General features: G+C 63.2%; 17 protein-coding genes and 1 other RNA gene. 1 reads left to right on the forward strand and 17 read right to left on the reverse strand.

All coding sequences use genetic code 11. The annotated features are described in order from the left end of the window. Positions 1–111: 111 nt before the first annotated feature. The 16 genes from ftsZ to mraZ form a co-directional block, all read right to left on the reverse strand. A complete protein-coding gene (gene ftsZ / locus BLW55_RS04395; RefSeq protein ID WP_090326961.1) occupies positions 112–1,803 on the reverse strand; it encodes a cell division protein FtsZ in 1,692 nt (563 codons plus the stop codon). A gap of 65 nt (positions 1,804–1,868) precedes the next feature. Next, positions 1,869–3,185, reverse strand: a complete 1,317-nt coding sequence (gene ftsA / locus BLW55_RS04400; RefSeq protein ID WP_025031587.1) for a cell division protein FtsA — start codon at positions 3,183–3,185, stop codon at positions 1,869–1,871. Continuing rightward, a complete protein-coding gene (locus BLW55_RS04405; protein ID WP_244508983.1) occupies positions 3,182–4,102 on the reverse strand; it encodes a cell division protein FtsQ/DivIB in 921 nt (306 codons plus the stop codon). Before BLW55_RS04405 ends, ftsA begins: the two co-directional genes overlap by 4 nt. Further along, positions 4,090–5,016: a D-alanine--D-alanine ligase gene (locus tag BLW55_RS04410; RefSeq protein ID WP_007010556.1), complete on the reverse strand. Its 927-nt coding sequence runs from the start codon at positions 5,014–5,016 to the stop codon at positions 4,090–4,092. The genes BLW55_RS04405 and BLW55_RS04410 overlap by 13 nt, the downstream gene beginning before the upstream one ends. A gap of 308 nt (positions 5,017–5,324) precedes the next feature. Beyond that, positions 5,325–6,287, reverse strand: coding sequence for a UDP-N-acetylmuramate dehydrogenase (gene murB / locus BLW55_RS04415; RefSeq protein WP_090326963.1), 963 nt, complete (start codon positions 6,285–6,287; stop codon positions 5,325–5,327). Continuing rightward, positions 6,284–7,687 carry a UDP-N-acetylmuramate--L-alanine ligase gene (gene murC, locus BLW55_RS04420; protein ID WP_025031585.1) on the reverse strand — a complete coding sequence of 468 codons (1,404 nt, stop codon included), beginning with the start codon at positions 7,685–7,687 and terminating at the stop codon, positions 6,284–6,286. The genes murB and murC overlap by 4 nt, the downstream gene beginning before the upstream one ends. Beyond that, the gene (gene murG / locus BLW55_RS04425; RefSeq protein ID WP_025031584.1) at positions 7,684–8,808 is read right to left on the reverse strand and encodes an undecaprenyldiphospho-muramoylpentapeptide beta-N-acetylglucosaminyltransferase; all 1,125 of its coding nucleotides are present in this window, start codon (positions 8,806–8,808) and stop codon (positions 7,684–7,686) included. Before murG ends, murC begins: the two co-directional genes overlap by 4 nt. A 1-nt stretch (position 8,809) precedes the next feature. Then, positions 8,810–9,964, reverse strand: coding sequence for a putative lipid II flippase FtsW (gene ftsW, locus BLW55_RS04430; protein ID WP_090326965.1), 1,155 nt, complete (start codon positions 9,962–9,964; stop codon positions 8,810–8,812). Between the two features lies 1 nt (position 9,965). Continuing rightward, a complete protein-coding gene (gene murD, locus BLW55_RS04435) occupies positions 9,966–11,363 on the reverse strand; it encodes a UDP-N-acetylmuramoyl-L-alanine--D-glutamate ligase (RefSeq protein ID WP_090326968.1) in 1,398 nt (465 codons plus the stop codon). Between the two features lie 9 nt (positions 11,364–11,372). Then, the gene (gene mraY / locus BLW55_RS04440; RefSeq protein WP_007010549.1) at positions 11,373–12,455 is read right to left on the reverse strand and encodes a phospho-N-acetylmuramoyl-pentapeptide-transferase; all 1,083 of its coding nucleotides are present in this window, start codon (positions 12,453–12,455) and stop codon (positions 11,373–11,375) included. Between the two features lie 3 nt (positions 12,456–12,458). Next, entirely contained in the window at positions 12,459–13,883 is a 1,425-nt protein-coding gene (locus BLW55_RS04445; RefSeq protein WP_090326970.1) for a UDP-N-acetylmuramoylalanyl-D-glutamyl-2,6-diaminopimelate--D-alanyl-D-alanine ligase, read from the reverse strand. Continuing rightward, positions 13,880–15,334, reverse strand: coding sequence for a UDP-N-acetylmuramoyl-L-alanyl-D-glutamate--2,6-diaminopimelate ligase (locus BLW55_RS04450; protein ID WP_090326973.1), 1,455 nt, complete (start codon positions 15,332–15,334; stop codon positions 13,880–13,882). The genes BLW55_RS04445 and BLW55_RS04450 overlap by 4 nt, the downstream gene beginning before the upstream one ends. A gap of 62 nt (positions 15,335–15,396) precedes the next feature. After that, the gene (locus BLW55_RS04455; RefSeq protein ID WP_090326975.1) at positions 15,397–17,121 is read right to left on the reverse strand and encodes a peptidoglycan D,D-transpeptidase FtsI family protein; all 1,725 of its coding nucleotides are present in this window, start codon (positions 17,119–17,121) and stop codon (positions 15,397–15,399) included. Beyond that, the gene (ftsL, locus tag BLW55_RS04460) at positions 17,118–17,486 is read right to left on the reverse strand and encodes a cell division protein FtsL (protein ID WP_007010425.1); all 369 of its coding nucleotides are present in this window, start codon (positions 17,484–17,486) and stop codon (positions 17,118–17,120) included. The genes BLW55_RS04455 and ftsL overlap by 4 nt, the downstream gene beginning before the upstream one ends. Before the next feature lie 8 nt (positions 17,487–17,494). Beyond that, positions 17,495–18,514 (reverse strand): 16S rRNA (cytosine(1402)-N(4))-methyltransferase RsmH, encoded by a 1,020-nt coding sequence (rsmH, locus tag BLW55_RS04465; RefSeq protein WP_090326980.1) that lies wholly within the window; start codon positions 18,512–18,514, stop codon positions 17,495–17,497. Beyond that, complete coding sequence (mraZ, locus tag BLW55_RS04470) at positions 18,511–18,978, reverse strand: division/cell wall cluster transcriptional repressor MraZ (RefSeq protein ID WP_090326983.1); 468 nt, start codon at positions 18,976–18,978, stop codon at positions 18,511–18,513. Before mraZ ends, rsmH begins: the two co-directional genes overlap by 4 nt. A 361-nt stretch (positions 18,979–19,339) precedes the next feature. Here mraZ and BLW55_RS04475 point away from each other — a divergent pair, with 361 nt between their 5' ends. Continuing rightward, positions 19,340–20,449, forward strand: a complete 1,110-nt coding sequence (locus BLW55_RS04475) for a cystathionine gamma-lyase (protein ID WP_090326985.1) — start codon at positions 19,340–19,342, stop codon at positions 20,447–20,449. A 72-nt stretch (positions 20,450–20,521) separates the two neighbouring features. Here BLW55_RS04475 and rnpB read toward each other — a convergent pair. Further along, positions 20,522–20,963, reverse strand: an RNA gene (gene rnpB / locus BLW55_RS04480) — RNase P RNA component class A. Positions 20,964–20,967 lie beyond the last annotated feature (4 nt).

Below are 20,967 nucleotides of genomic sequence, written 5' to 3' on the forward strand. Positions count from 1 at the left end.
TCTGAATTATTTACGGAATTTTAACAAAAAGGGGGATGCGGCGCATCCCCCTTCCCGATCTTTGTAACAGATTCCATGGCCAGAAGCACCGAACCTGAAAGCGGCAGCGCTCTAGTTGGCTTGCCGGCGAAGAAACGCGGGAATCTCCAGATGATCGTCTTCCTGCACACTGCGCGGCTGCGTGGTGAGACGGCCATGCTCATCCAGACGCCCCTGACGCGGTGCGTAGAGCTGTCCCTCGTTCTCCGGCGTGCGGCGCGGCTGAGGCGTCGCCTGACGCAGCTTCGGCTCGCGCGGCTGCTCCACATAGCCCTGCTCGCCATCGCGGCGGGAAAGGCCGTGCGTAAGACGCTTGATGAGCCCCATCGGACCGCGATCTTCATGCTCCTGCGTCTTGGCTTCCATCTCGGCCTTCACAACCGGCGGGAAGTCTTCCACGCGCGGCATGCGCGGTGCGGAGAACTGCTCTTCCTCAACCCGCGCCTGCTGCTGCTGCGGCGGCTGAGAGTGAACCTGCTCGGCTGCCGGAGCGGCCGGAGCCGGCCTGGGTGCCGGTGCAGGGGTACGCGGAGCCGGCTGAACCGGCTGGGCACCACGGAACAGCGAGCTCTGCGGTTGGAAACCGCCATTGGTCGCCGCCGGGCGCGGTGCGGGTGCAGGAGCCGGCGTGGGCTCTGATGCCGCACGCTCTGCCTGGCGAATCGCGTCTGCGACCGGATCGGTAGCGACAGGCTGCGGCTTAGCTTCGACGACGGCTGCCGCCGGGCGCTGGGCTTCGATGGCACGGGGCTGCTGCACCGGGCGCGTCGCGGTAGCGGGTGCGGAAATTTCCGCTGCGGACTTGTCGATGCCGGTAGCCACCACGGAGACGCGGATAACGCCTTCCAGGTCCTCGTCGAAGGTCGCGCCGAGAATGATGTTCGCGTCCGGGTCCACTTCCTCGCGGATACGGGTTGCTGCCTCATCCACCTCGAACAGCGTGAGATCACGGCCGCCGGTGATCGAGATCAGAAGGCCGCGTGCGCCCTTCATGGAGCTCTCGTCCAGCAGCGGGTTGGCGATTGCAGCCTCGGCAGCGGCCATTGCACGGCCCTCGCCGGAAGCCTCGCCGGTGCCCATCATGGCCTTGCCCATCTCGCGCATCACCGAGCGAACGTCGGCGAAGTCGAGGTTGATCAGGCCTTCCTTGACCATCAGGTCGGTGATGCAGGCAACGCCCGAATAGAGCACCTGGTCAGCCATCGCGAAGGCGTCGGCGAAGGTCGTCTTGTCGTTGGCGATGCGGAAGAGATTCTGGTTCGGAATGACGATCAGCGTGTCGACGCACTTCTGCAGTTCCTCGATGCCGGCTTCCGCCGTCTTCATACGGCGCTGGCCTTCGAAGTGGAACGGCTTGGTGACCACGCCAACAGTCAGGATGCCCTTCTCGCGGGCGGCACGGGCCACAACGGGCGCAGCACCGGTGCCGGTACCACCGCCCATGCCGGCGGTCACGAAGCACATGTGGGTGGAGGACAGGTGATCGACCAGTTCGTCGATGCATTCTTCGGCGGCGGCCTTGCCGACTTCCGGCTGCGAGCCGGCACCCAGTCCCTCGGTCACAGCAGCGCCGAGCTGGATCAGGCGTTCAGCCTTGGACTGGGTCAGAGCCTGCGCATCGGTGTTTGCGACGACGAACTCGACGCCCCGCAGGCCCGCATTGATCATGTTGTTGACGGCGTTGCCGCCCCCGCCCCCGACACCGAAAACGGTGATGCGTGGCTTCAGCTCGGTAATATCCGGCTTCTGCAGATTGATAGTCATTGTCCTCGTCCTTTCCGCCTTTGCCGCCGCCTCGCCGCCGCGGTCGTCATTCGGGGCCGCCCCCGCTAGAAGTTGCTTTTCAGCCATTGGCTGACGCGCTGGAACCGGCCGCCAGTGCCGGTCGCACGGGTGAATATGCCGCTCTTGCCGCTGCGGCCACGGTTTTCGAACTCCGCCACCTGCGGATAAATCAACAGCCCCACGGAAGCGGAGAACGCCGCCCCCTTGGCCGCCTCGGGAAGCCCTGCCACGCCGAGCGGACGCCCGAGCCTGACATTACGCCCAAACAGCCGCCGGGTTGCCTCGGGCAGACCGACAAGCTGGCTTGCGCCACCCGTCAGAACCACACGACGTCCCACAAGGCCGCCATAGCCGGAGCGGTTGAGCTTGTCGCGAGCCATCTCCAGCGTTTCCTCGATGCGCGCGCGGATGATCCTTGTCATCACGGCGCGTGGCACCTGGATCGGCTGTTCGCCCGGATCCGCCCCCATCGGGTGGATCGAAACGATATCCCGGTCGTCGCTCGAAGAGATCAGCGCCGAACCGTGCATCACCTTCAGCCGCTCCGCATCCTCAAGCCGCGCCGAGAGGCCACGCACCAGATCCATCGTCACATGATTGCCGCCGACCGGCAGCGCATCGGCCCACACGAACTTGCCCTCCGCGAAAACGGAGATCGTCGTCGTGCCGCCGCCCATGTCGATGCAGGCAGCGCCCATCTGCGCCTCGTCATCCACCAGTGCCGCCAGGCCGCTTGCGTAAGGCGTCGCCACCATGCGCTCGACCGAAAGATGCGAACGGTTGATGCAGAGCTCCAGATTGCGCAGCGGCGCCGCGTCCGCCGTCAGGATGTGCATGTCGACGCCGAGTTCGGAACCGACCATGCCGCGCGGATCGCGAATGCCGCGCTCCGCGTCGAGGCTGAACCCCGTCGCCAGCGAATGCACCACCTCGCGCTCGGTCTCCAGCCCCTGCCGCGCACCGGCCGCGAGAACGCGGTTGATGTCGGACTGGGCGACCTCATGCCCGCCAAGATTGATCGACGCCGAGATCGTCTCGCTGCGCAGCCGCCCCGCCGACACGTTGACGATCAGCGAATCCACCGTCAGCCCCGCCATGCGCTCGGCCGCGTCCACCGCCAGCCGGATCGCTTCCTCGGCCCGGTCGAGATCGACGATCACGCCCGACTTCATGCCCTGCGACTGCTGATGGCCGATGCCGATGACCTTCACACGATGCGTGCGATGGCGCAGCGCCCGTCCCTCTTCCGCAGGCATGAGCCTGGCGATGATGCAGCAGACCTTGCTCGAGCCGACGTCAAGAACCGTGATGATGCCGGAGCGGCGCACGGCGCCTTTCTTGGGTTCTGATAACCAGCTCATATCTGCGCCCCGCCTGCAATCCGCGCCTTGTAGCGCTCGCGCATCGTTTCCTGATGCGCCTTGGCGGCCTCTTCCGAAAGGCCGATCGCCATACGGTCGGGAAGCCGCATGTCCACCGAAGTGATGTCGCGGGAAAGAAGACCGTTCTTGCGGTCGAGAGCGGCCAGTGTTGCCAGTGTCAGCGCCTCGTTGGTCTCGGGCAGCTTGATCGTCACGCCATTCTTCAGGCGCAGATCCCAGCGCCGTCCGCCAACACGAATATAGGCACGCACCTCCCCCGCAATGGAGGGATGACGCGCCACCTTGGCGATGAATTCGGGCCCCACCTCACGCGCACCCGCACCGATCACCATCGGCAGCGCCGTGTAGCGCCCGCCGTCGAACGGCGCGATCACGGAGCCATCCTTTTCAATCAGCGACAGCGCGTTGCCATGCTGCCAGATCGCAAATGCTTTCTTCTCGGTGATGTCCACTTCCAGCGTCGCCGGATAGACCTTGCGCACGGCAACACCCTCAACCCAGGGCAGACCGGCAAGGCGCTGCCGCGCCTCTTCGGCATTGAAGCCGACCAGCGCCGTCCAGCCGTTCAGACCGACCTCCTGCAGAACATCGATCTCCGAGGTTTCTTCATTTCCGACCACATGGACCTGCGCGATCGCAAGCCCTGTCCGCGCGGTAACGCTCTGCAGAACCTGCGGCAGATGCCCGCCGGCCAGTGTCCCGTATACCGCCGTGGCTCCAAGCAGCACCGCAGTCGCGATCGTCGCGCCGTAGCGCGGCGCCTCGACTTCACCCGCGTTGACCCTGTGCATGAAACGCGCTGGACGACGCAGCCAGCGCGGCAACACGACATCGCCGCCGCGAAAGCGTCCACCGCTCCGGCCTGTCCCGGCTTGAGATGACGTCAGCGAGAACACGAGGCGTCCTCCACAATCCAACTCAACAATTCACCAAACCCAATTCCCGCCGCAGCGGCGATCTCGGGCACCAGAGAGGTTGGCGTCATGCCGGGCTGCGTGTTCACCTCCAACCAGACAAGCTCCCCATCATCGGATTTGCGATCGTCGAAACGGAAGTCGGACCGGGACACGCCCCGGCAGCCAATAGCCTTGTGTGCCTTAAGGGCCAGTGTTTCTATTTTTTGGTAAATATTTGGTGAAAGTTTTGCCGGGCATTCGTGTTTTGAGCCACCCGGAACGTATTTTGAATCGTAATCGTAAAAGGCGTGCCCGACCGGAATGATCTCCGCGATGCCGAGCACCCGCTCGCCCATCACCGCGCAGGTGAATTCACGCCCGGCAATGTAGCGCTCCACCATGACGCGTTCGCCATATTGCCACTCGGTCGAACTGATGATCTGCGGCGGGTTGCTCTGCCCTTCGGTGACAATGACCACACCGAAGCTCGACCCCTCATTGACCGGCTTCACCACATAAGGCGGCGCCATGGGGTGCTCATTGCCGATCTCGAAGCGGTTGACCACCAGCGCGTCGGCAACAGGAATGCCCTCCGCCTTCGCCACCGTTTTGGCAAGCTGCTTGTCCATCGCCAGCGCAGATGCCAGCACGCCGGAATGCGTGTAGGGAATGTCGAGATATTCGAGAATACCCTGGATAGCCCCGTCCTCACCGAACGGGCCATGCAGGGCATTGAAGGCGACATCGGGATTGAGCTCAGACAGGACACGCGCCACATCGCGCCCGACATCGACGCGCGTGACGGCATATCCCTCGACCTCGAGAGCATCGGCGCAGGCAGTGCCGGAAGAAAGACTGACCGGCCGCTCGGAGGAGAAACCTCCCATCAGGACGGCGACGTTCTTTCTCTTCATGGTCCGGCTACCCCCTTGTCCGGCCGCCCAGAATTTTGGGCGATAAGCTGCATTGGCCGAGTGAGACCTCCTCGATTAGGAAAGCCCCCGACCCGAACGCCGCGACTCAAATCAGTGATTACTTATGAGCCAAAGAATCAGAGGTTTGATTCCATGGCAAGGGCTTGAGATTCCCGAAGATTCAATTTTCTGAAAATTTTACACTTTGTGAACGCGAACACCCGCGCCGTGCAACTTGACACGGGTCGGGATCACGGGCGCCACAATCGGGAAGGTTCTCTGCGTCATGCAGAAAACCGCATGCAACGTCAGAGCATCTGCCCCAACAGCGGGTCGATCCGACGGCCTTCCCTGAACTCGCCGATGCGCTTGATCTCCCATTCCAGGCGAATGCCCGAATGCTCGAGCACGCGCGCCCGCACCGTCTCGCCGAGATATTCGAGATCGTATCCGCTCGCCGTACCCGTGTTGATCATGAAATTGCAGTGCATAGGCGACATCTGCGCCCCACCGATGGTGAGCCCGCGGCATCCCGCCTTGTCGACCTCTTTCCAGGCCGAAGTCCCGGGCGGATTCTTGAATGTCGAGCCACCCGTCTTCTCCCGCACCGGCTGCACGGTCTCGCGATGGTGCTGCACCGCATCCATCTCTTTCTGGATGGTCTCCCGGTCTTCGGGGTAGCCCTCCATCAGGGCCGAGGTGAAGATCAGATCCTTCGGCACAGAGGAATGCCGATAGGCATACCCCATATCGGCGTTCGAGAAGACGTGCAGTTCGCCCTTCCGGTCGAACGCACGCACCTCAACGACGCGCTCCTTCGTCTCGACGCCATTGGCGCCCGCATTCATGCGCAGCGCGCCACCCAGTCCTCCGGGTATGCCGTGATAAAAGTGAAAACCACCGATGCCCGCCTCAAGCGCCGCCGCCGCAAGGCGCTTGTCGGGGATGGCAGCGCCGGCGCGAATGCGCGTGTCCGAAACCACCTCCGCCTGACCGAACCCCTTGGCCGACAACCGCACCACGAATCCGCGAATGCCGCCTTCACGCACAAGCAGGTTCGAGCCGATCCCCACCATAGTAACCGGAATGTCTTCCGGTACCGCCTTCAGGAAGGCAGCCAGGTCCTCTTCGTCGGCCGGCTGAAACAGCGCGTCCGCGGGACCGCCGGCACGAAACCATGTGATCTTGTCCATGCCGGCATCAGGCGTCAGGCGCCCCCGCAGACCCGACAGGCGGTCCCCAAGACGGTCAAGCAGCGCGGCACCGCTCATCCCTTCGCCCCCAGATCGTCCGGCAGGGCATATGCCCATTGCGTGATGTTGCCAGCGCCCAGATAGACGATGAAGTCCCCCTCCTTCGCCCAGCGCCGTACAATGGGCTCCACCGCTTCCGGTCCCTCGATATGAGCGACATCGCGATGGCCCGCCGCACGAACGCGCGAAACCAGCGCCTCGGAGGATACACCGTCGATCGGCTCTTCGCCCGCCGCATAAACCGGCGCGATCAGCACCTTGTCCGCTTCGTTGAAGCATGCGGCGAAATCATCGTAGAGATCGTGCAGCCGCGAATAGCGGTGCGGCTGGGCGATGGCGAGAATCCGCCCCTTGCAGGCCTCACGCGCGGCTTTGAGAACGGCGCGGATTTCCACGGGGTGATGCCCGTAATCGTCAAAAACGCTCACGCCATTCCAGGTTCCGGTTAGCGTAAAGCGGCGCTTCACGCCACCAAAGCCCGCAAGCCCCGCGCGGATCGCTTCATGGTCAATGCCCAGTTCGTGCGCAACGGCGATCGCCGCCGTCGCGTTAGAAACATTGTGTTTTCCAGGCATAGGCAGGCGAAGTCCCTCGAGCGTCTCCGTGCCACCCGTCTTGCGGTCGCGAAAGATCACGTCGAACACGGAAACCGGCCCATCCATGCGGTGGTTGGCAAAACGCACATCCGACTGCGGGTTTTCGCCATAGGTGACGACGCGGCGGTCTTCGATCCGCCCCACCAGCGCCTGCACTTCGGCATGATCGATGCACATGGCAGCGAAGCCGTAAAACGGCACGTTTTCGACAAACTGACGAAACGCCGCCCGCAACTTGTCAAAATCGCCATAGTGATCGAGATGTTCGGGGTCGATATTCGTGATGACGGCAATTTCGGCCGGGAGTTTCAGAAAGCTGCCGTCGCTCTCATCGGCTTCCACCACCATCCAGTCGCCCTCGCCCATACGGGCATTGGTTCCATAGGCGTTGATGATGCCTCCATTGATGACCGTCGGGTCAAAACCGCCTGCATCGAACAGCGCAGCCACCATCGAGGTGGTCGTTGTCTTGCCATGCGTGCCGCCAATGGCGACCGCCTGCCGAAACCGCATCAGCTCGGCCAACATTTCCGCACGTCGAACGATCGGCAGATGCTTCTCACGTGCCGCAACAAGCTCGGGATTGTTCTTCCTGATGGCCGTGGAGACAACGATGACTTCAGCCTCGCCCAGATTCTCCGCCGCATGGCCGACGAAAACCTCGATGCCTTTCTCACGCAGGCGCACCACATTGGCATTCTCGGACTGGTCCGAACCCTGCACCTTGTAGCCAAGCGTATGCAGCGCCTCGGCAATTCCGCTCATGCCGATGCCGCCGATACCGACGAAGTGCACGGTTCCGATCGTCTCCGGCATTTTCATGCGTGGGTTCCTTCTTTCACTGTTTTGGCGGATTGGCCGGAGGCAATAGCCTCAACCACGTCTGCAAGCAACGCCGCCGCGTTCGTTTTGCCCACGCCGCGCGCGGCCCCGGCCATTTCAGTCAGGCGCCGGGAGTTCTCCATTGCCCCGCCGATCAGACCGGCAAGGCGCTCAGCGCTCAGCGTGGCCTGCGGATGAAGTTCCGCACCGCCGGCCCGCTCCAGTGCCGCGGCATTGGCTGCCTGATCGTGATCGAGCGCATGGGGATACGGCACCAGAAAGGCCGGCCGGCCAATGGCTGCGATTTCCGAAACGGTCGACGCGCCGGAGCGCGAAATCACCAGATGGCTCCCGGCAATCCGGCGTGCCATGTCATTGAAAAAAGGTGAGACTTCCGCAGGCACACCGAGCTTTTCATAGGCAGTGCGAACATCCGCCTCGTCTTCGGGCCGCGCCTGCTGGGTCACTACAAGCCGCGCGCGCTGTTCCGGCCTGAGCTCTTCGACGGCTGCGGGGATCGCCTCCGAAAAAAACTGTGCACCCTGGCTGCCGCCGAAAACGAGAAGATGGAACGGCGCTCCCGCATCCGGCGCGCGATAGGGCACCGCTGCCGCCTCGATCACCGCCGGACGGACCGGATTTCCCGTGGCAATGATCTTGTCCGCAAAAGGTCCTTCAGCCGCCAGAAATCCACCAGCAATCGCCTGCACACGTGCCGCCAGCGCCTTGTTTGCGCGTCCCATCACCGCGTTCTGCTCATGGATCAGCGCTGGAACGCCCCGCCGCGTCGCCGCCCACAGAGGCGGCAGTGTGGGATACCCGCCAAACCCGACCACGGCAGCAGGTTTTAGCCGCTGCAGCAGTGCGGATGCCTGCTTGACGCCACGCCAGATGGTCCAGCCAGCCCTGAGAAGTGCGATGGGGTTTTTGGATCCGAATGTGGCGCTTTCGACGATATGCGTTTCCGCAGCCGGAAAGTCGCCCGAAAATCGCGCCGCCCGTTTGTCGGTCGCCAGATGCACCTGCCAGCCGCGCTCATGAAGCGCATGCGCGAGCGCTTCGGCCGGAAAGAGATGGCCGCCGGTCCCGCCGGCGGCAAGAAGTATCGTGCCCTTATTCATGTCAGCCGGCGACCGCCTCGCGTCCCGAAGGGGTCGCATAGGTCACGGGACGGCGTTTCTCAGGTTTGCGGCGCGTGAGCGCGAGCACAAAGCCCATGGAAATGGCCATCGCTATCAGTGAGGAACCGCCGTAGGAGATGAAGGGAAGTGTCATGCCCTTCGCCGGCAGCATGCGGATGTTGACACCCATATTGATGATCGACTGGAAACCGAACAGGATCACCAGTCCACTCACCGCATAGCGGGTAAAGTCATCGTCCTCACGCCGCGCTTTCGTCAGCCCGCGCAAGACCACAAAGGCAAACAGGCCAAGCAGGATCAGGCACAGGATGATGCCGAACTCCTCGCCGGCAACCGCGAAGACGAAGTCCGTATGGCTGTCGGGAAGTATGCGCTTCACCGTTCCCTCGCCCGGGCCGCGTCCGAACCAGCCCCCGCGGGTGATCGCCTCGATGCTCATATCCACCTGATAGGTATCGCCCTCACCGGTCAGGAAGCGGTCGATACGATCGGCCACGTGAGGGAAAATCGTGTAGGCGAGAAAAGCGCCTCCGGCTCCCAGGGCGCCCAGAACGGCAATCCACAGCCATGGCATACCGGCAATGAAGAACATTGCTCCCCAGGTACCGAGCACGAGCATCGTCTGTCCAAGATCGGGCTGCGCAACCAGAAGCGCCATGACCAGACCAAGCAAAAGCATGGCAAAAAGATTGCCGGGAATCTCCGGTTGCCGGGCATGTTCATGGAAGAGCCAGGCACAGATAACCACGAAAGCCGGTTTCAGATACTCCGAAGGCTGAACAGAAACGCCGAATATATAGAGCCAGCGCCGCGAGCCCTTGACCTCCATGCCGGCGAAAAGCGTCACCACCATCAGAACAAGTGACCCGGCCAGCATGACCAGAGCCACACGCCGCACCTGACGGGGACTGAGGAAGGAAACAGCGATCATCACCACCACGGCCGGAAGCATGTATATGATCTGACGGGTAACGAAGTGAAAGCTCGACAGACCAATGCGCTCCGCAACCGCAGGGCTGGCGGCGAAGGAAAGAAGCACGCCCAGTCCCATAAGCATCAGGAAGGCTGCGAGGAACCACCGGTCGATGGTCCACCACCAGTTGGCAACCGGGCTTCGGTCGGTGCGGCTCACCATGTCACTTGCTCCCCATCATCTCGGCGCCGGCGAGCGAACGCACCGCTTCGCGGAAGGCATCGCCGCGCACCTCAAAATTTCTGAACTGATCGAAACTCGCACACGCCGGCGAAAACAGGACAACAGCCTCCGGCGCGGGATCGCCCGCCGCATCGCGCGCCGCATGGTCAACGGCCCTGTCTATGGTACCCGAAATCTCAAACGCCGTCGCCTCCCCTATGGTGGCGGCGAAAGCCGGCGCTGCCTCGCCGATCAGGTAGGTTTTGGCGATGCGTGGAAAAAAGCTCTTCAGTGTTTCAATTCCGCCGTCCTTGGGCAGGCCGCCGGCGATCCAGTAGATGCGCTCGAAACTCGCCAGTGCCCGCTCCGCCGCATCGGCATTGGTGGCCTTGGAATCGTTGACGAAGAGAACCCGCCCCCTGCGGGCCACCTGCTCCATGCGGTGGGCAAGTCCCGGGAAGCTATTGAATCCGGCCTGGATTTCTGACGCAGAAAGACCGCAATCAAGACAGGTAGCGAGGGCGGCAAGCGCGTTCTGCGCATTGTGCGCGCCGCGCAGGGAGCCGATCCCCTCAAGCGTCGCCAGCTTCTCGGCAACCCCGCCGACCGCACGCATGAGGCTGTGTCCTTCAAGATAGAACCCGTCCGCCAGCGAGGATGTCGCCGAAATACGCAGGAGCCTGCGCCCGTGCTTCTCCAGCCGGTCGGCGATGCGCCGGCAATCGGGGTCGTCGACGCCGACAATGGCAAGCCCGCTCTTCGCCACCAGCCGTTCCTTTATGCCGGCGTAGTTTTCGAACGAGCCATGACGGTCCAGGTGATCGGGCGACAGGTTGAGCAGAATCCCGACCGAGGGGTCCAGTGTCGGCGCGAGGTCGATCTGGTAGGAAGAACACTCCACCACATAATGCCGCCCCGCCTCTGGCGGATCGAGCGTCATCACGGCACGGCCGATATTGCCGCCCATCTGCGTGTCACGACCGGCCTGCTCGAGAACATGCGCGATCAGCGCCGTCGTGGTCGATTTGCCGTTCGTGCCCGTGATCGCGACGAAGGGCGCCTCGGGCGCGTGCGCCCGGCGCTCACGTGCAAAAAGCTCCACGTCTCCGATGATCTCGACATCTGCCGCCCGTGCCAGTTCTACGCTCCAGTGCGGACGCGGATGCGTCAGCGGCACACCCGGCGAGAGGACGAACGCATCCTGCGCGCTCCAGTCGATGGCACGCAGGTCGCCGGTCGGCACACCCTCGCCTGCCGCCCGCGCCACACTGTCGGGGTTGTCGTCGAACGCCGTCACCCGCGCCCCGCCAGCCACAAGCGCCCGCGCTGTGGCGATGCCCGACCCGCCGAGCCCGAAAAGGGCGATGGTCCTGTCCTTGAAAACCGAAGCCGGGATCATTCGCTCTTCCTAGCGCAGCTTGAGCGTTGAAAGCCCGATCAGAGCGAGCAGCACGGCGATGATCCAGAACCGGATCACCACCTGGCTTTCGGTCCAGCCGAGCTTTTCGAAATGGTGGTGTATTGGCGCCATCAGGAACACGCGTTTGCCGGTCATCTTGAAGACCGCCACCTGGATGATCACCGACAGGATTTCCACCACGAACAGCCCGCCGATAATGGCGAGCACGATCTCGTGCTTGGTCGCAACGGCCACCGAGCCGATCAGACCGCCCAGTGCCAGCGATCCGGTGTCTCCCATGAAGATCGCCGCCGGCGGCGCGTTGAACCACAGGAAGCCGAGCCCCGCGCCGATCACCGCACCCAGAATCACCGCCAGCTCACCCGTGCCCGGCACGAAATGGATCTGCAGATAGTTGGCGAAAATGGCGTTACCGGAAAGATAGGCGATCACGCCGAACGACGCCGCCGCCACCATCACCGGCACGGTCGCAAGCCCGTCGAGCCCGTCCGTCAGGTTCACCGCATTGCCAGCCCCCACGATCACGAAGGCCGCGAACGGGATGAAGAAAATACCCAGATTGAGCAGAAAATCCTTGAAGAACGGAAAGGTGAGCGACGAGGAAAACGGCGCCTGCCCCGCCTGCATAATGGTCCATGCGGCAATCCCCGCAATCAGGAATTCCGCCGAAAGCCGCGCCTTGCCCGAAAAGCCCAGATGCGACTGCTTCGTCACCTTGAGATAATCGTCGTAGAAACCGATGGCGCCAAAGCCCACCGTCACCATCAGCACCACCCAGACATAAACGCTGGAAAGGTTCGCCCACAGCGCGCAGGAGCCGAGAATACCCGAGAGCATCATGAGCCCGCCCATGGTCGGCGTTCCCGCCTTCTTGAAATGGGTCTGCGGCCCGTCGGCGCGGATCGGCTGGCCCTTGCCCTGCCGAACCCTGAGCGAGGCGATGATCATGGGCCCGAACAGGAACACGATCAGCGCCGAGGTGATCAGCGCGCCGCCGGTGCGGAAGGTGATGTAGCGGAATACGTTGAAGACCGAAACTTCATCGGCCAGTTCAACGAGCATCATGAGCATGGATCAGTCTCCCGTCGCCGCGCCCGGATAGGTGTTGATAAAGGCGTCGACCAGTCTGTTGAAGCCGATGCTCTTCGAAGATTTGATCATCACGGCGTCGCCGGGTTTCACCGCCTTCACCACGAGATCGCGCAAGTCGTCGGTCGCCTCGCGGTATTCCACCGGCAGCCCCTGCGGCAGCGCTGCCGCCAGCGCCTTCATTTCCCGCCCGGCGAGATAAACGCAGTCCGTCCCCGCCCCGGTCACCAGATCGGCGAGCCCGGCATGCAGCTTCTCCGCATGGGAGCCAAGTTCCGCCATATCGCCCAGAATGGCGATGCGCCGTCCGCCGTCGCCGAGATCCGCCCGTTTCAGAAGGTCGAACGCCGCCTCCATCGAGGCCGGATTCGCGTTGAAGCTCTCATCGATCAGCGTGAACGTGCCGCCGTCGACCTTCAGCCGATGCCGCGCGCCGCGCCCCGCTTCGGCGCCGAACGAGCCCAGCGCCATGGCCGCCTTCCGCACATCGGCCTGCGCCAGATGCACCGCGCCCAGCGTCGCAAGCGCATTCTGAACCATGTGCCGTCCCGGCGCGCCCAGCCGCACTTCCGTCTCCTCGCCGTCGATTTTCACGGCAAAGGTGGAGGATTGCGCTCCGCATTCCGCATGCATCAGCCGGATATCCGCGCGCGCATTCTCGCCAAACCCGGCAATCGTCTTCACGCCGGCCTCTTCAGCAAGGGCCGAAAGCGTTTTCCAGCGTTTGTCATCGCGGTTGACGAGCGCCGCGCCGCCCTTCACCACGCCCTCGAAAATCTCGCCCTTGGCGCGGGCAATCTCTTCCACGCTCTTGAAGAACCCCAGATGCGCCGCCGCCACGAGTGTCACCACGGCGATGTGCGGGCGCACCATCTTCACAAGCGGGCGGATTTCGTCCGGGTGGTTCATGCCGATCTCGAAGATCGCGAAGTCGCAGTCGGCCGGCATGCGGGCCAGCGTCAGCGGCACGCCCCAGTGATTGTTGAAGGAACGGTCTGCCGCATGAACGCTGCCGCAGGCGGAAAAAGCCTGGCGCATCATGTTCTTGGTCGATGTCTTCCCAACTGATCCTGTCACCGCCACGATCTTGGCGCGGCTGCGCAGACGCGCGGCACGGCCAAGATCTTCCATGGCTTTCTGCACGTCCGGCACCACCACTTTCGGCACACCAAGCCGTCCCAGCGCCGGCAGCTTGCCCTCCGAGACCACCAGCACGGATGCGCCCGCCGCCATGGCAGCGGTGGCGAAATCGTGCCCGTCAAACCGCTCGCCCTGAATGGCAAAGAACGCGTCGCCCGGCTGGAGCGTCCGCGTGTCGATGGAAATCCCGGTGATCGCCGCTACAGGCTGCCCGAGCGGCCTGCCACCCGTCGCCTGCACCAGCGCTTCATGTGTCCACAGCGCGCTCATCCGCCACGCTCCGCGAGTGCAGCCCGCACTTCCTCGTGGTCGGAAAAATGATGCTTTTCACCAGCGATCTCCTGCCCGGTCTCATGTCCCTTGCCGGCAACGATCAGCGTGTCGCCTTCCTCGAGCATGGCAACGGCTGAACGGATCGCTTCGTGCCGGTCGCCGATCTCGCGCGCTCCCGGAGCTGCGGCCATGATCGCCGCCCGGATCGCCTCCGGGTCCTCCGAGCGCGGGTTGTCATCCGTCACGATCGCCACATCGGCCAGCCGGGAGGCGATCTCGCCCATGATCGGGCGCTTGCCCGTATCCCGGTCGCCCCCACAGCCGAACACCACGATCACCCGTCCTGTCGTGAAGGGCCGCACCGATTGCAGCACATTTTCCAGCCCGTCGGGCTTGTGCGCATAGTCCACATAAACCTGTGCGCCATTCTTGGCCGTTCCAACAAGCTCCAGCCGGCCCGACGCGCCCCTGAGCGTCTCAAGCGCTGCAAACGCGGTCTCCGCTGCCGTCCCCGTGCTGATCGCCAGACCTGCGGCAACAAGCGCATTGGCCACCTGAAAATCACCCGCAAGCGGCAGGTCCACCTCGTAGATAACACCGCCGACATCCACCTCGGCCCGCTGGCGATGGCGCTCGTGCTCGACCCGCTTCAGCGTCAGGAACGCGCCCTTGCGCCCCACCGTACGCACATAGAGACCCGCGGCCTTCGCCGCCACCACTGTCGGGTCCGACCACGGATCGTCGGCAAAGATCACCGCCGGCGCGCCCTTGGGCAAAAGCGTATCGAACAGGCGCAGCTTCGCCTGATGATATTCCTCCACCGTCGGATGATAATCCATGTGGTCGCGCCCGAGATTGGTAAAGCCCCCGGCGGCAAGCCGCACACCATCGAGGCGGCGCTGGTCGAGCCCGTGGCTCGAAGCCTCCATCGAGGCGTGGCTCACGCCTTCCCCCGCCAGTTCATCGAGCAGGCGATGCAGCGCGATCGGATCGGGTGTCGTCAACTCGCCATATTCGTCCCGGCCCGGTGCCACCACGCCCGTGGTGCCGATGCTGGCCGCCGGCAATCCGGCATGTTCCCATATCTGGCGTGTGAAGGAAGCGACCGAGGTCTTGCCGCTGGTCCCGGTGACCGCGACCATTGTCGCAGGCTGGCGCGGAAAAAGCCGCGCCGCACAGAGCGCAAGGGCACGCCGTGGGTCGTCCGTTTCAATGACAGGCACCCCGGGATCGGAAGAAAGGGCGCCTGGCGCCGCGATGATGGCGGCTGCCCCCTTGCGCGCAGCGTCGGCGGCAAAAGCGGCTCCATTGGCCTTTACGCCGGCCAGGGCAAAAAACAGGTCTCCTGCCTTCACCTTCCGCGAATCCGCCGAAATCCCCGAGACCTCCGCTTGCGCAGGCAACGATCCCTGTTGAGGAAGAATGTCCGCAAATTCACTGAACTTCATGAGGCCCCGGTACTTTCAGTTGCGTTTGTTCCCTCGGCACATGGCCGACTCAATGCGCCGACTCACTGCTGCGAAATCAGCAAAGCATCACTTTCTTGACCGAATTCAGGCTTGACGCCAAGCAGCGGCGCTGAACGGCGGATGATGTTGCGCACCATTGGCGCCGCGTTCAGGCCGGCCGTTGCGCCGATCCCTTCCCGCTCGGGCTTCGGTTCGTCGATGAACACCAGCACCACATATTCGGGATCGTCGACCGGGAAACCTGCGATGAACGCGTTGAAGCGGACATTGTTGGAGTAGCGGCCGTTGACAACCTTCTCCGCAGTGCCGGTCTTGCCGCCGACATAATAGCCCTCGACCTCGGCGCGCCGGCCTGATCCCTTCTCGGAATTGAGTCGGAAGAGATAGCGCATCTGTGCGCTGGTCTTCGGCGAGATCACCTGCGTTGCGATCTCCGTCGCCTCCGCTTCGGAGCGCGGCAGGAAGGTTGGCGGAATGAGCCTGCCACCGTTCAGCATGGCCGCTGCCGCCACCGCCGTCTGGAGGGGTGTCGTGGCCATGCCATGACCATAGGAGATCGTCACGGAATTGATCTTCTTCCATTCCTTCGGCTCTGTCGGGAGAGCCACCTCGGGCAGTTCCGTCGACATCCGTCCAAGAAGGCCGATCTTTTTCAGAAACTCCCTGTGTCCCTCGATCCCCACCACGTCCGCCATCTTCGCCGTGCCGATGTTGGAGGAGTAGATGAAGATTTCGGGCACGCTCAGCACCCGGCGTTTGCCGTGGAAGTCGTTGATCGTGAAACCGCCAATGCGGATCGGCCGTGTCGCATCAAAACTGTCATTGATGCTGACCAGACCGGAATCGAGCCCCATGGCCGTCGTGAAGATCTTGAACGTCGAACCCATCTCGAACACACCGGCCGACATGCGGTTCAGGCGATCCTTGTCCAGCGCGTTGACCGGATTGTTCGGGTCATAGTCGGGCACGGATGCCATGCCCACCACTTCACCCGTATTGGCCTTCAGCACCACGGCACCGGCAGCAATTGCCTTGTAGCGGTCGAGTGCCTGCACGAGTTCGTCCCGGATGATGTGCTGCACACGCAGGTCGACCGAAAGCCTAACCGGCTCCAGGTGCCCCTCGACGGCAAGCCCCGTGGCCTGCAGGTCGGCCAGCCCCTGATCGTCAACGAATTTCTCGATGCCTGCGATGCCCTTGTTGTCGATGTTCACAAGGCCAAGGATATGCGAGGCGGTCGCCCCACCGGGATAGAAGCGGCGTTTTTCCGTGCGGAAACCGAGACCCGGCACGCCCAGCGCGAGAATGTCGGCCTGCTGGCGCGGCGAGAGCTGGCGGCGCAGCCACACAAAGCCCGCATCGCTGTCGAGCCTTCGATAGGTCTGCTGGTAATTGAGGTCGGGAAGAACAGTGGAAAGCTTCTCGATGGCTTCGTCGATATCCACGATACGTCGCGGCTCGGCAAAGAGCGACGCTGTCTTGATGTCGGTCGCAAGAACCTCACCGTTGCGGTCCACCAGGTCGGGGCGCGACGCGGTCACACGGGCTGCCGGCACGCTCGCCTCCGGCTCGTCCTGCATGGCGAGGTGAACCAGGCGACCACCAAGCACTGCATAAATGCCGAATATGACGGCCATGGCCATCACCACCCGGTTCTGAGCCCGTCCGCCACGGGCCTTGCCGGCCCCGTCCATCACGATGGTTGCAGCGCCCCGGCGCACGACCGACGAAGCCATGTCGTCCCTGTATCCGCTTGTGCTCGTCATGGCCGCACCGCCCCGGTTGTCGTCTCGTCTGGCACGCCCCCGGCGTCGGCCATACCGCCGACAAGCCCCTCGATGGTCAGAGGCTTTTCCGGAAGATCGGAAAATTCGGCGATCCGCGGCGCCTCAACGGGTTCAAGCCCCAGCTCATCCTTATAGGTCTCGGCCAGCCGCTGCAGCCGCGCAGGCTGCGTCAGCAGGCTCCAGTCCGCCCTGAGGATATCGATCGAATCTTCCTCAAGCTCTGCCTGACGCTCGATCTTCTGCAGTTCCTCGTATTTGGCTTCGGCATCGTGCTTGGTCTTGTAGGTGAAGGCAGCCGCTGCCAGCATGACCGTGATCAGCACAATATCGCTCGTGCGAAACATTCTTGCCTCTACCTCTCACCTGCACGCGTCGGCCGCGGAAACCGCGACAGACCGACAATCTCGAAATCAGCCTCCCCGGCCGGCGCATCGGTGCGCCTCGCCAGGCGCAGCCGCGCGGAACGCGCCCGCGGGTTCTGCTCCGTCTCCCCGCGCGATGGAGCCACAGGCTTGACCGGCTTCTCGAAAGTCGGAGCCGCGCCATGCACCTCTGGCAGATGGCGCGATCCGCCCTGTCCGCCGGCACGCTCCACCATGAAACGCTTGACGATCCGGTCTTCAAGCGAGTGGAACGTCACCACCACCAGCCGGCCGCCTGGTTTTAGAACGCGTTCGGCTGCAAAGAGCGCACGCGCCAGTTCGCCGAGCTCGTCATTGACGAAAATGCGCAGCCCCTGAAAAACGCGCGTCGCGGGATGGATTTTCTCCTGCGGACGCCGGCCGACGATCTTCTCGACCGCACTGGCAAGGTCCAGCGTCGTCTCGAACGGCTTTTCAGCCCTCACCCGTTCCAGTCCACGCGCAATGCGGCCCGCCTGACGCTCCTCGCCGAGAATGCCGAAGATACGGGCAAGGTCGCCCGCTTTCATTGTGTTGACCACATCGGCAGCACTCAGGCCCGAGCGCTCCATGCGCATGTCGAGCGGTCCATCCTTCTGGAAGGAGAAACCGCGCACGGCCTGATCGATCTGCATGGAGGAAACGCCGATATCGAGCACCACGCCATCGACCTGATCGTCGACAACATCGTCGAGCCTGGAAAAGCGGTTTTCCACCAGCTGCAGGCGCCCGTCCCACGTCTTCACCAGCGCCTGACCGGCTTCAATGGCGGTCGGGTCGCGGTCGATGGCCGTGACCGAGGCCCCCTCTTCAAGGAGGGCCGTCGTGTAGCCGCCGGCGCCGAACGTGCCGTCAATGAAATGCTGGCCGTCGAGAGGCTGTAGCGCCTCGAGAACTTCGCGCAAAAGAACCGGAATGTGGCGGGCCAGTCCGCCACCGGCCGGGCTTTCGCCGCCGGGGCCCGCCATCATTCCGACTGTCCGGCAGTTCGGCTCGAAGTGGCCGCTTGCCGAAGTTTCAGAAGCCGTTCGCGCACCGCCTGCCCGTGAGCCTTCAGCCGCTCCGGCTCCCAGATCTGAAAGAAATGCCCACGACCAACGAAGGCCACATCCTTCGTGATGCCTGTATGCTCGCGAATGAAATCCGTCACCGTGATGCGCCCGTCTTGATCGAGTTTCAGGAAGGCGCCGTCGCCATGCACGAAAAAGGACATGTCGTCCGCAGTCTGCAGAAATGGGTCTTCCTGCGCGATCCGCTCCTCGTAGCGGTCGAGCAGATCGAGACCGCCCACATCCATCGCCTGGATGTCGAGCGCGCGAAGCGCATAGAGCTCGATAAAACCACGTTTTTGAACGACGGAGCGAAAGTGCGCCGGCACCGAGACCCGACCCTTGGAGTCGATCTTGTTTACTGCATTCGACAGAAACCGGTCCATGACGCGTTGCGGCCAAAAGGCCCATGCCCCTCTGCATCTCTTCAGCCGCTTTCAGATGCGGCTCTCCGAACACTTGCCCGCCCCCCTGCAAGGGTGAATCCCAACTGCCACGCCGCCCTGCCAAAGAGGCCGACATGAGAGGAACCCGTACTCCAACTGCAACGAAACGCTGATTTGTTATATGGGGTACCATGGGCCGATATGGGCGTCAACGGGATTAAGCTTCACAAATGCCGCAATGACAGGCGTTTTGGACATGCATCGGGCCATGGTCATTTATCGTGCATTAAGGCTAACAAAAGGTTAGGAAGAGCTTCGTGCCGTCCGGCCCGCACCCACCGACATGACCGCGAGGAGCCCAATGTCCGACAGCCAGAACGCCCGTGCTGCAAGCCTCTCACACCTTCATTCGGGCAGCCTTGCCAAAGGCGATCCGCTCTCCACGCCCATCGTCATGAGTTCGGTGTTTCATCTGCCAGGCGACCCTGCAGGCGCGCGTCAATATGGCCGTTTCGACAATCCCACCTGGGAAGCGGTGGAGGCAGCACTCGCCCATCTTGAAGATGCCGACGCCATCGCCTTCCCCTCCGGCATGGCCGCGATCTCGTCGGTTTTTCTGGCCCTGCTTTCAGGCGGCGACCGGGTGCTCCTGCCCTCGGATGGCTACTACACGCCCCGCGTCCTTTTGGAAAAGCACCTGATCCGGCTTGGCATACGCTACGACACCCGACCGACCGCGTCGTTTCTCGAAGGCGGGTTTGCCGGATATCGCATGGTGCTCGTCGAAACCCCTTCCAACCCGGGGCTTGATGTCTGCGACATCAGGGCGGTGGCAGAAGCCGCCCATGCTGCGGGCGCAATCGTCGTCGCCGACAACACGACCATGACACCCTATGGCCAGCGCCCGCTGGATCTCGGCGTCGACATCGTGCTTGCCGCCGACACCAAGGCGCCCAACGGGCATTCGGACGTGCTTTTCGGCCACGTCGCAAGCCGCAATGGGGAGATGATCGAAACCATCCGCGAATGGCGCAAACTGGCCGGTGTCATCCCCGGCCCGTTCGAAGCATGGCTGGTCCTGCGCGGCCTCGAAACACTCGAACTGCGCTTCGACCGCATGTGCACTTCCGCCGAAATCATTGCAGCACGCCTTGCAGACCATCCGGCGATCCGGTCGGTGCGCTATCCCGGCCTTGCGGGCGATCCATCGCATGCACTCTCCAAAACGCAGATGCTGCGCTTCGGTTCGCTCATCGGGCTGACGCTGGGTTCGGAAGAACAGGCCGAAGCCTTCATCGACACCTGCCCGCTCATCGAGGCGACAACCTCTTTCGGCGGCGTCCACACATCCGCCGAACGGCGTGCGCGATGGGGTGACGATGTGGCAGAAGGGTTCGTTCGTCTCTCGGTCGGGTGCGAGCCGACGGAGACACTCTGGCAGGCAATCGACGCCGCATTGAAAACGGCGTAAAACTGCCCGGAATTTCCGGAAACGAGGCCGGAATCCCTCGAATTCCAGAAAAATCGGCAAATTCCGGAAAAGTGTGCCAGCCGGTCTATAAGCCGGGTTTTGTATGGCCGCACCGCCCGAAAGCGATGCAACGTGACGGCCATTCCTCTGGGACCGATGTTGCCATCGGCCTCAAGCAACCTACCCGAACGGCTGGACCGGAAAACGCCCTGAGGGTGACCCCTCACGCCATTCCTATTCGGTTTTGCTCCCGGTGGGGTTTACCATGCCGTCTTCGTTACCGTCGACGCGGTGGGCTCTTACCCCACCCTTTCACCCTGACCCCGCCAGCATTTCGGTTCCCGGCAAGAGCCTGAAAAAGAACCGAAAAACAGGCGGGGCGGTCTGCTTTCTGTGGCACTGTCCCTGGGGTTGCCCCCGCCGGATGTTATCCGGCACCGTTTTTCCGTGGAGCCCGGACTTTCCTCGCAAACAGCCTTTCGGCTCCCGTTCGCGCGGCCGTCCGACCGGCTGGCAGG

Source organism: Nitratireductor aquibiodomus, from assembly GCF_900105565.1.
Taxonomy (GTDB): Bacteria; Pseudomonadota; Alphaproteobacteria; order Rhizobiales; family Rhizobiaceae; genus Nitratireductor; species Nitratireductor aquibiodomus.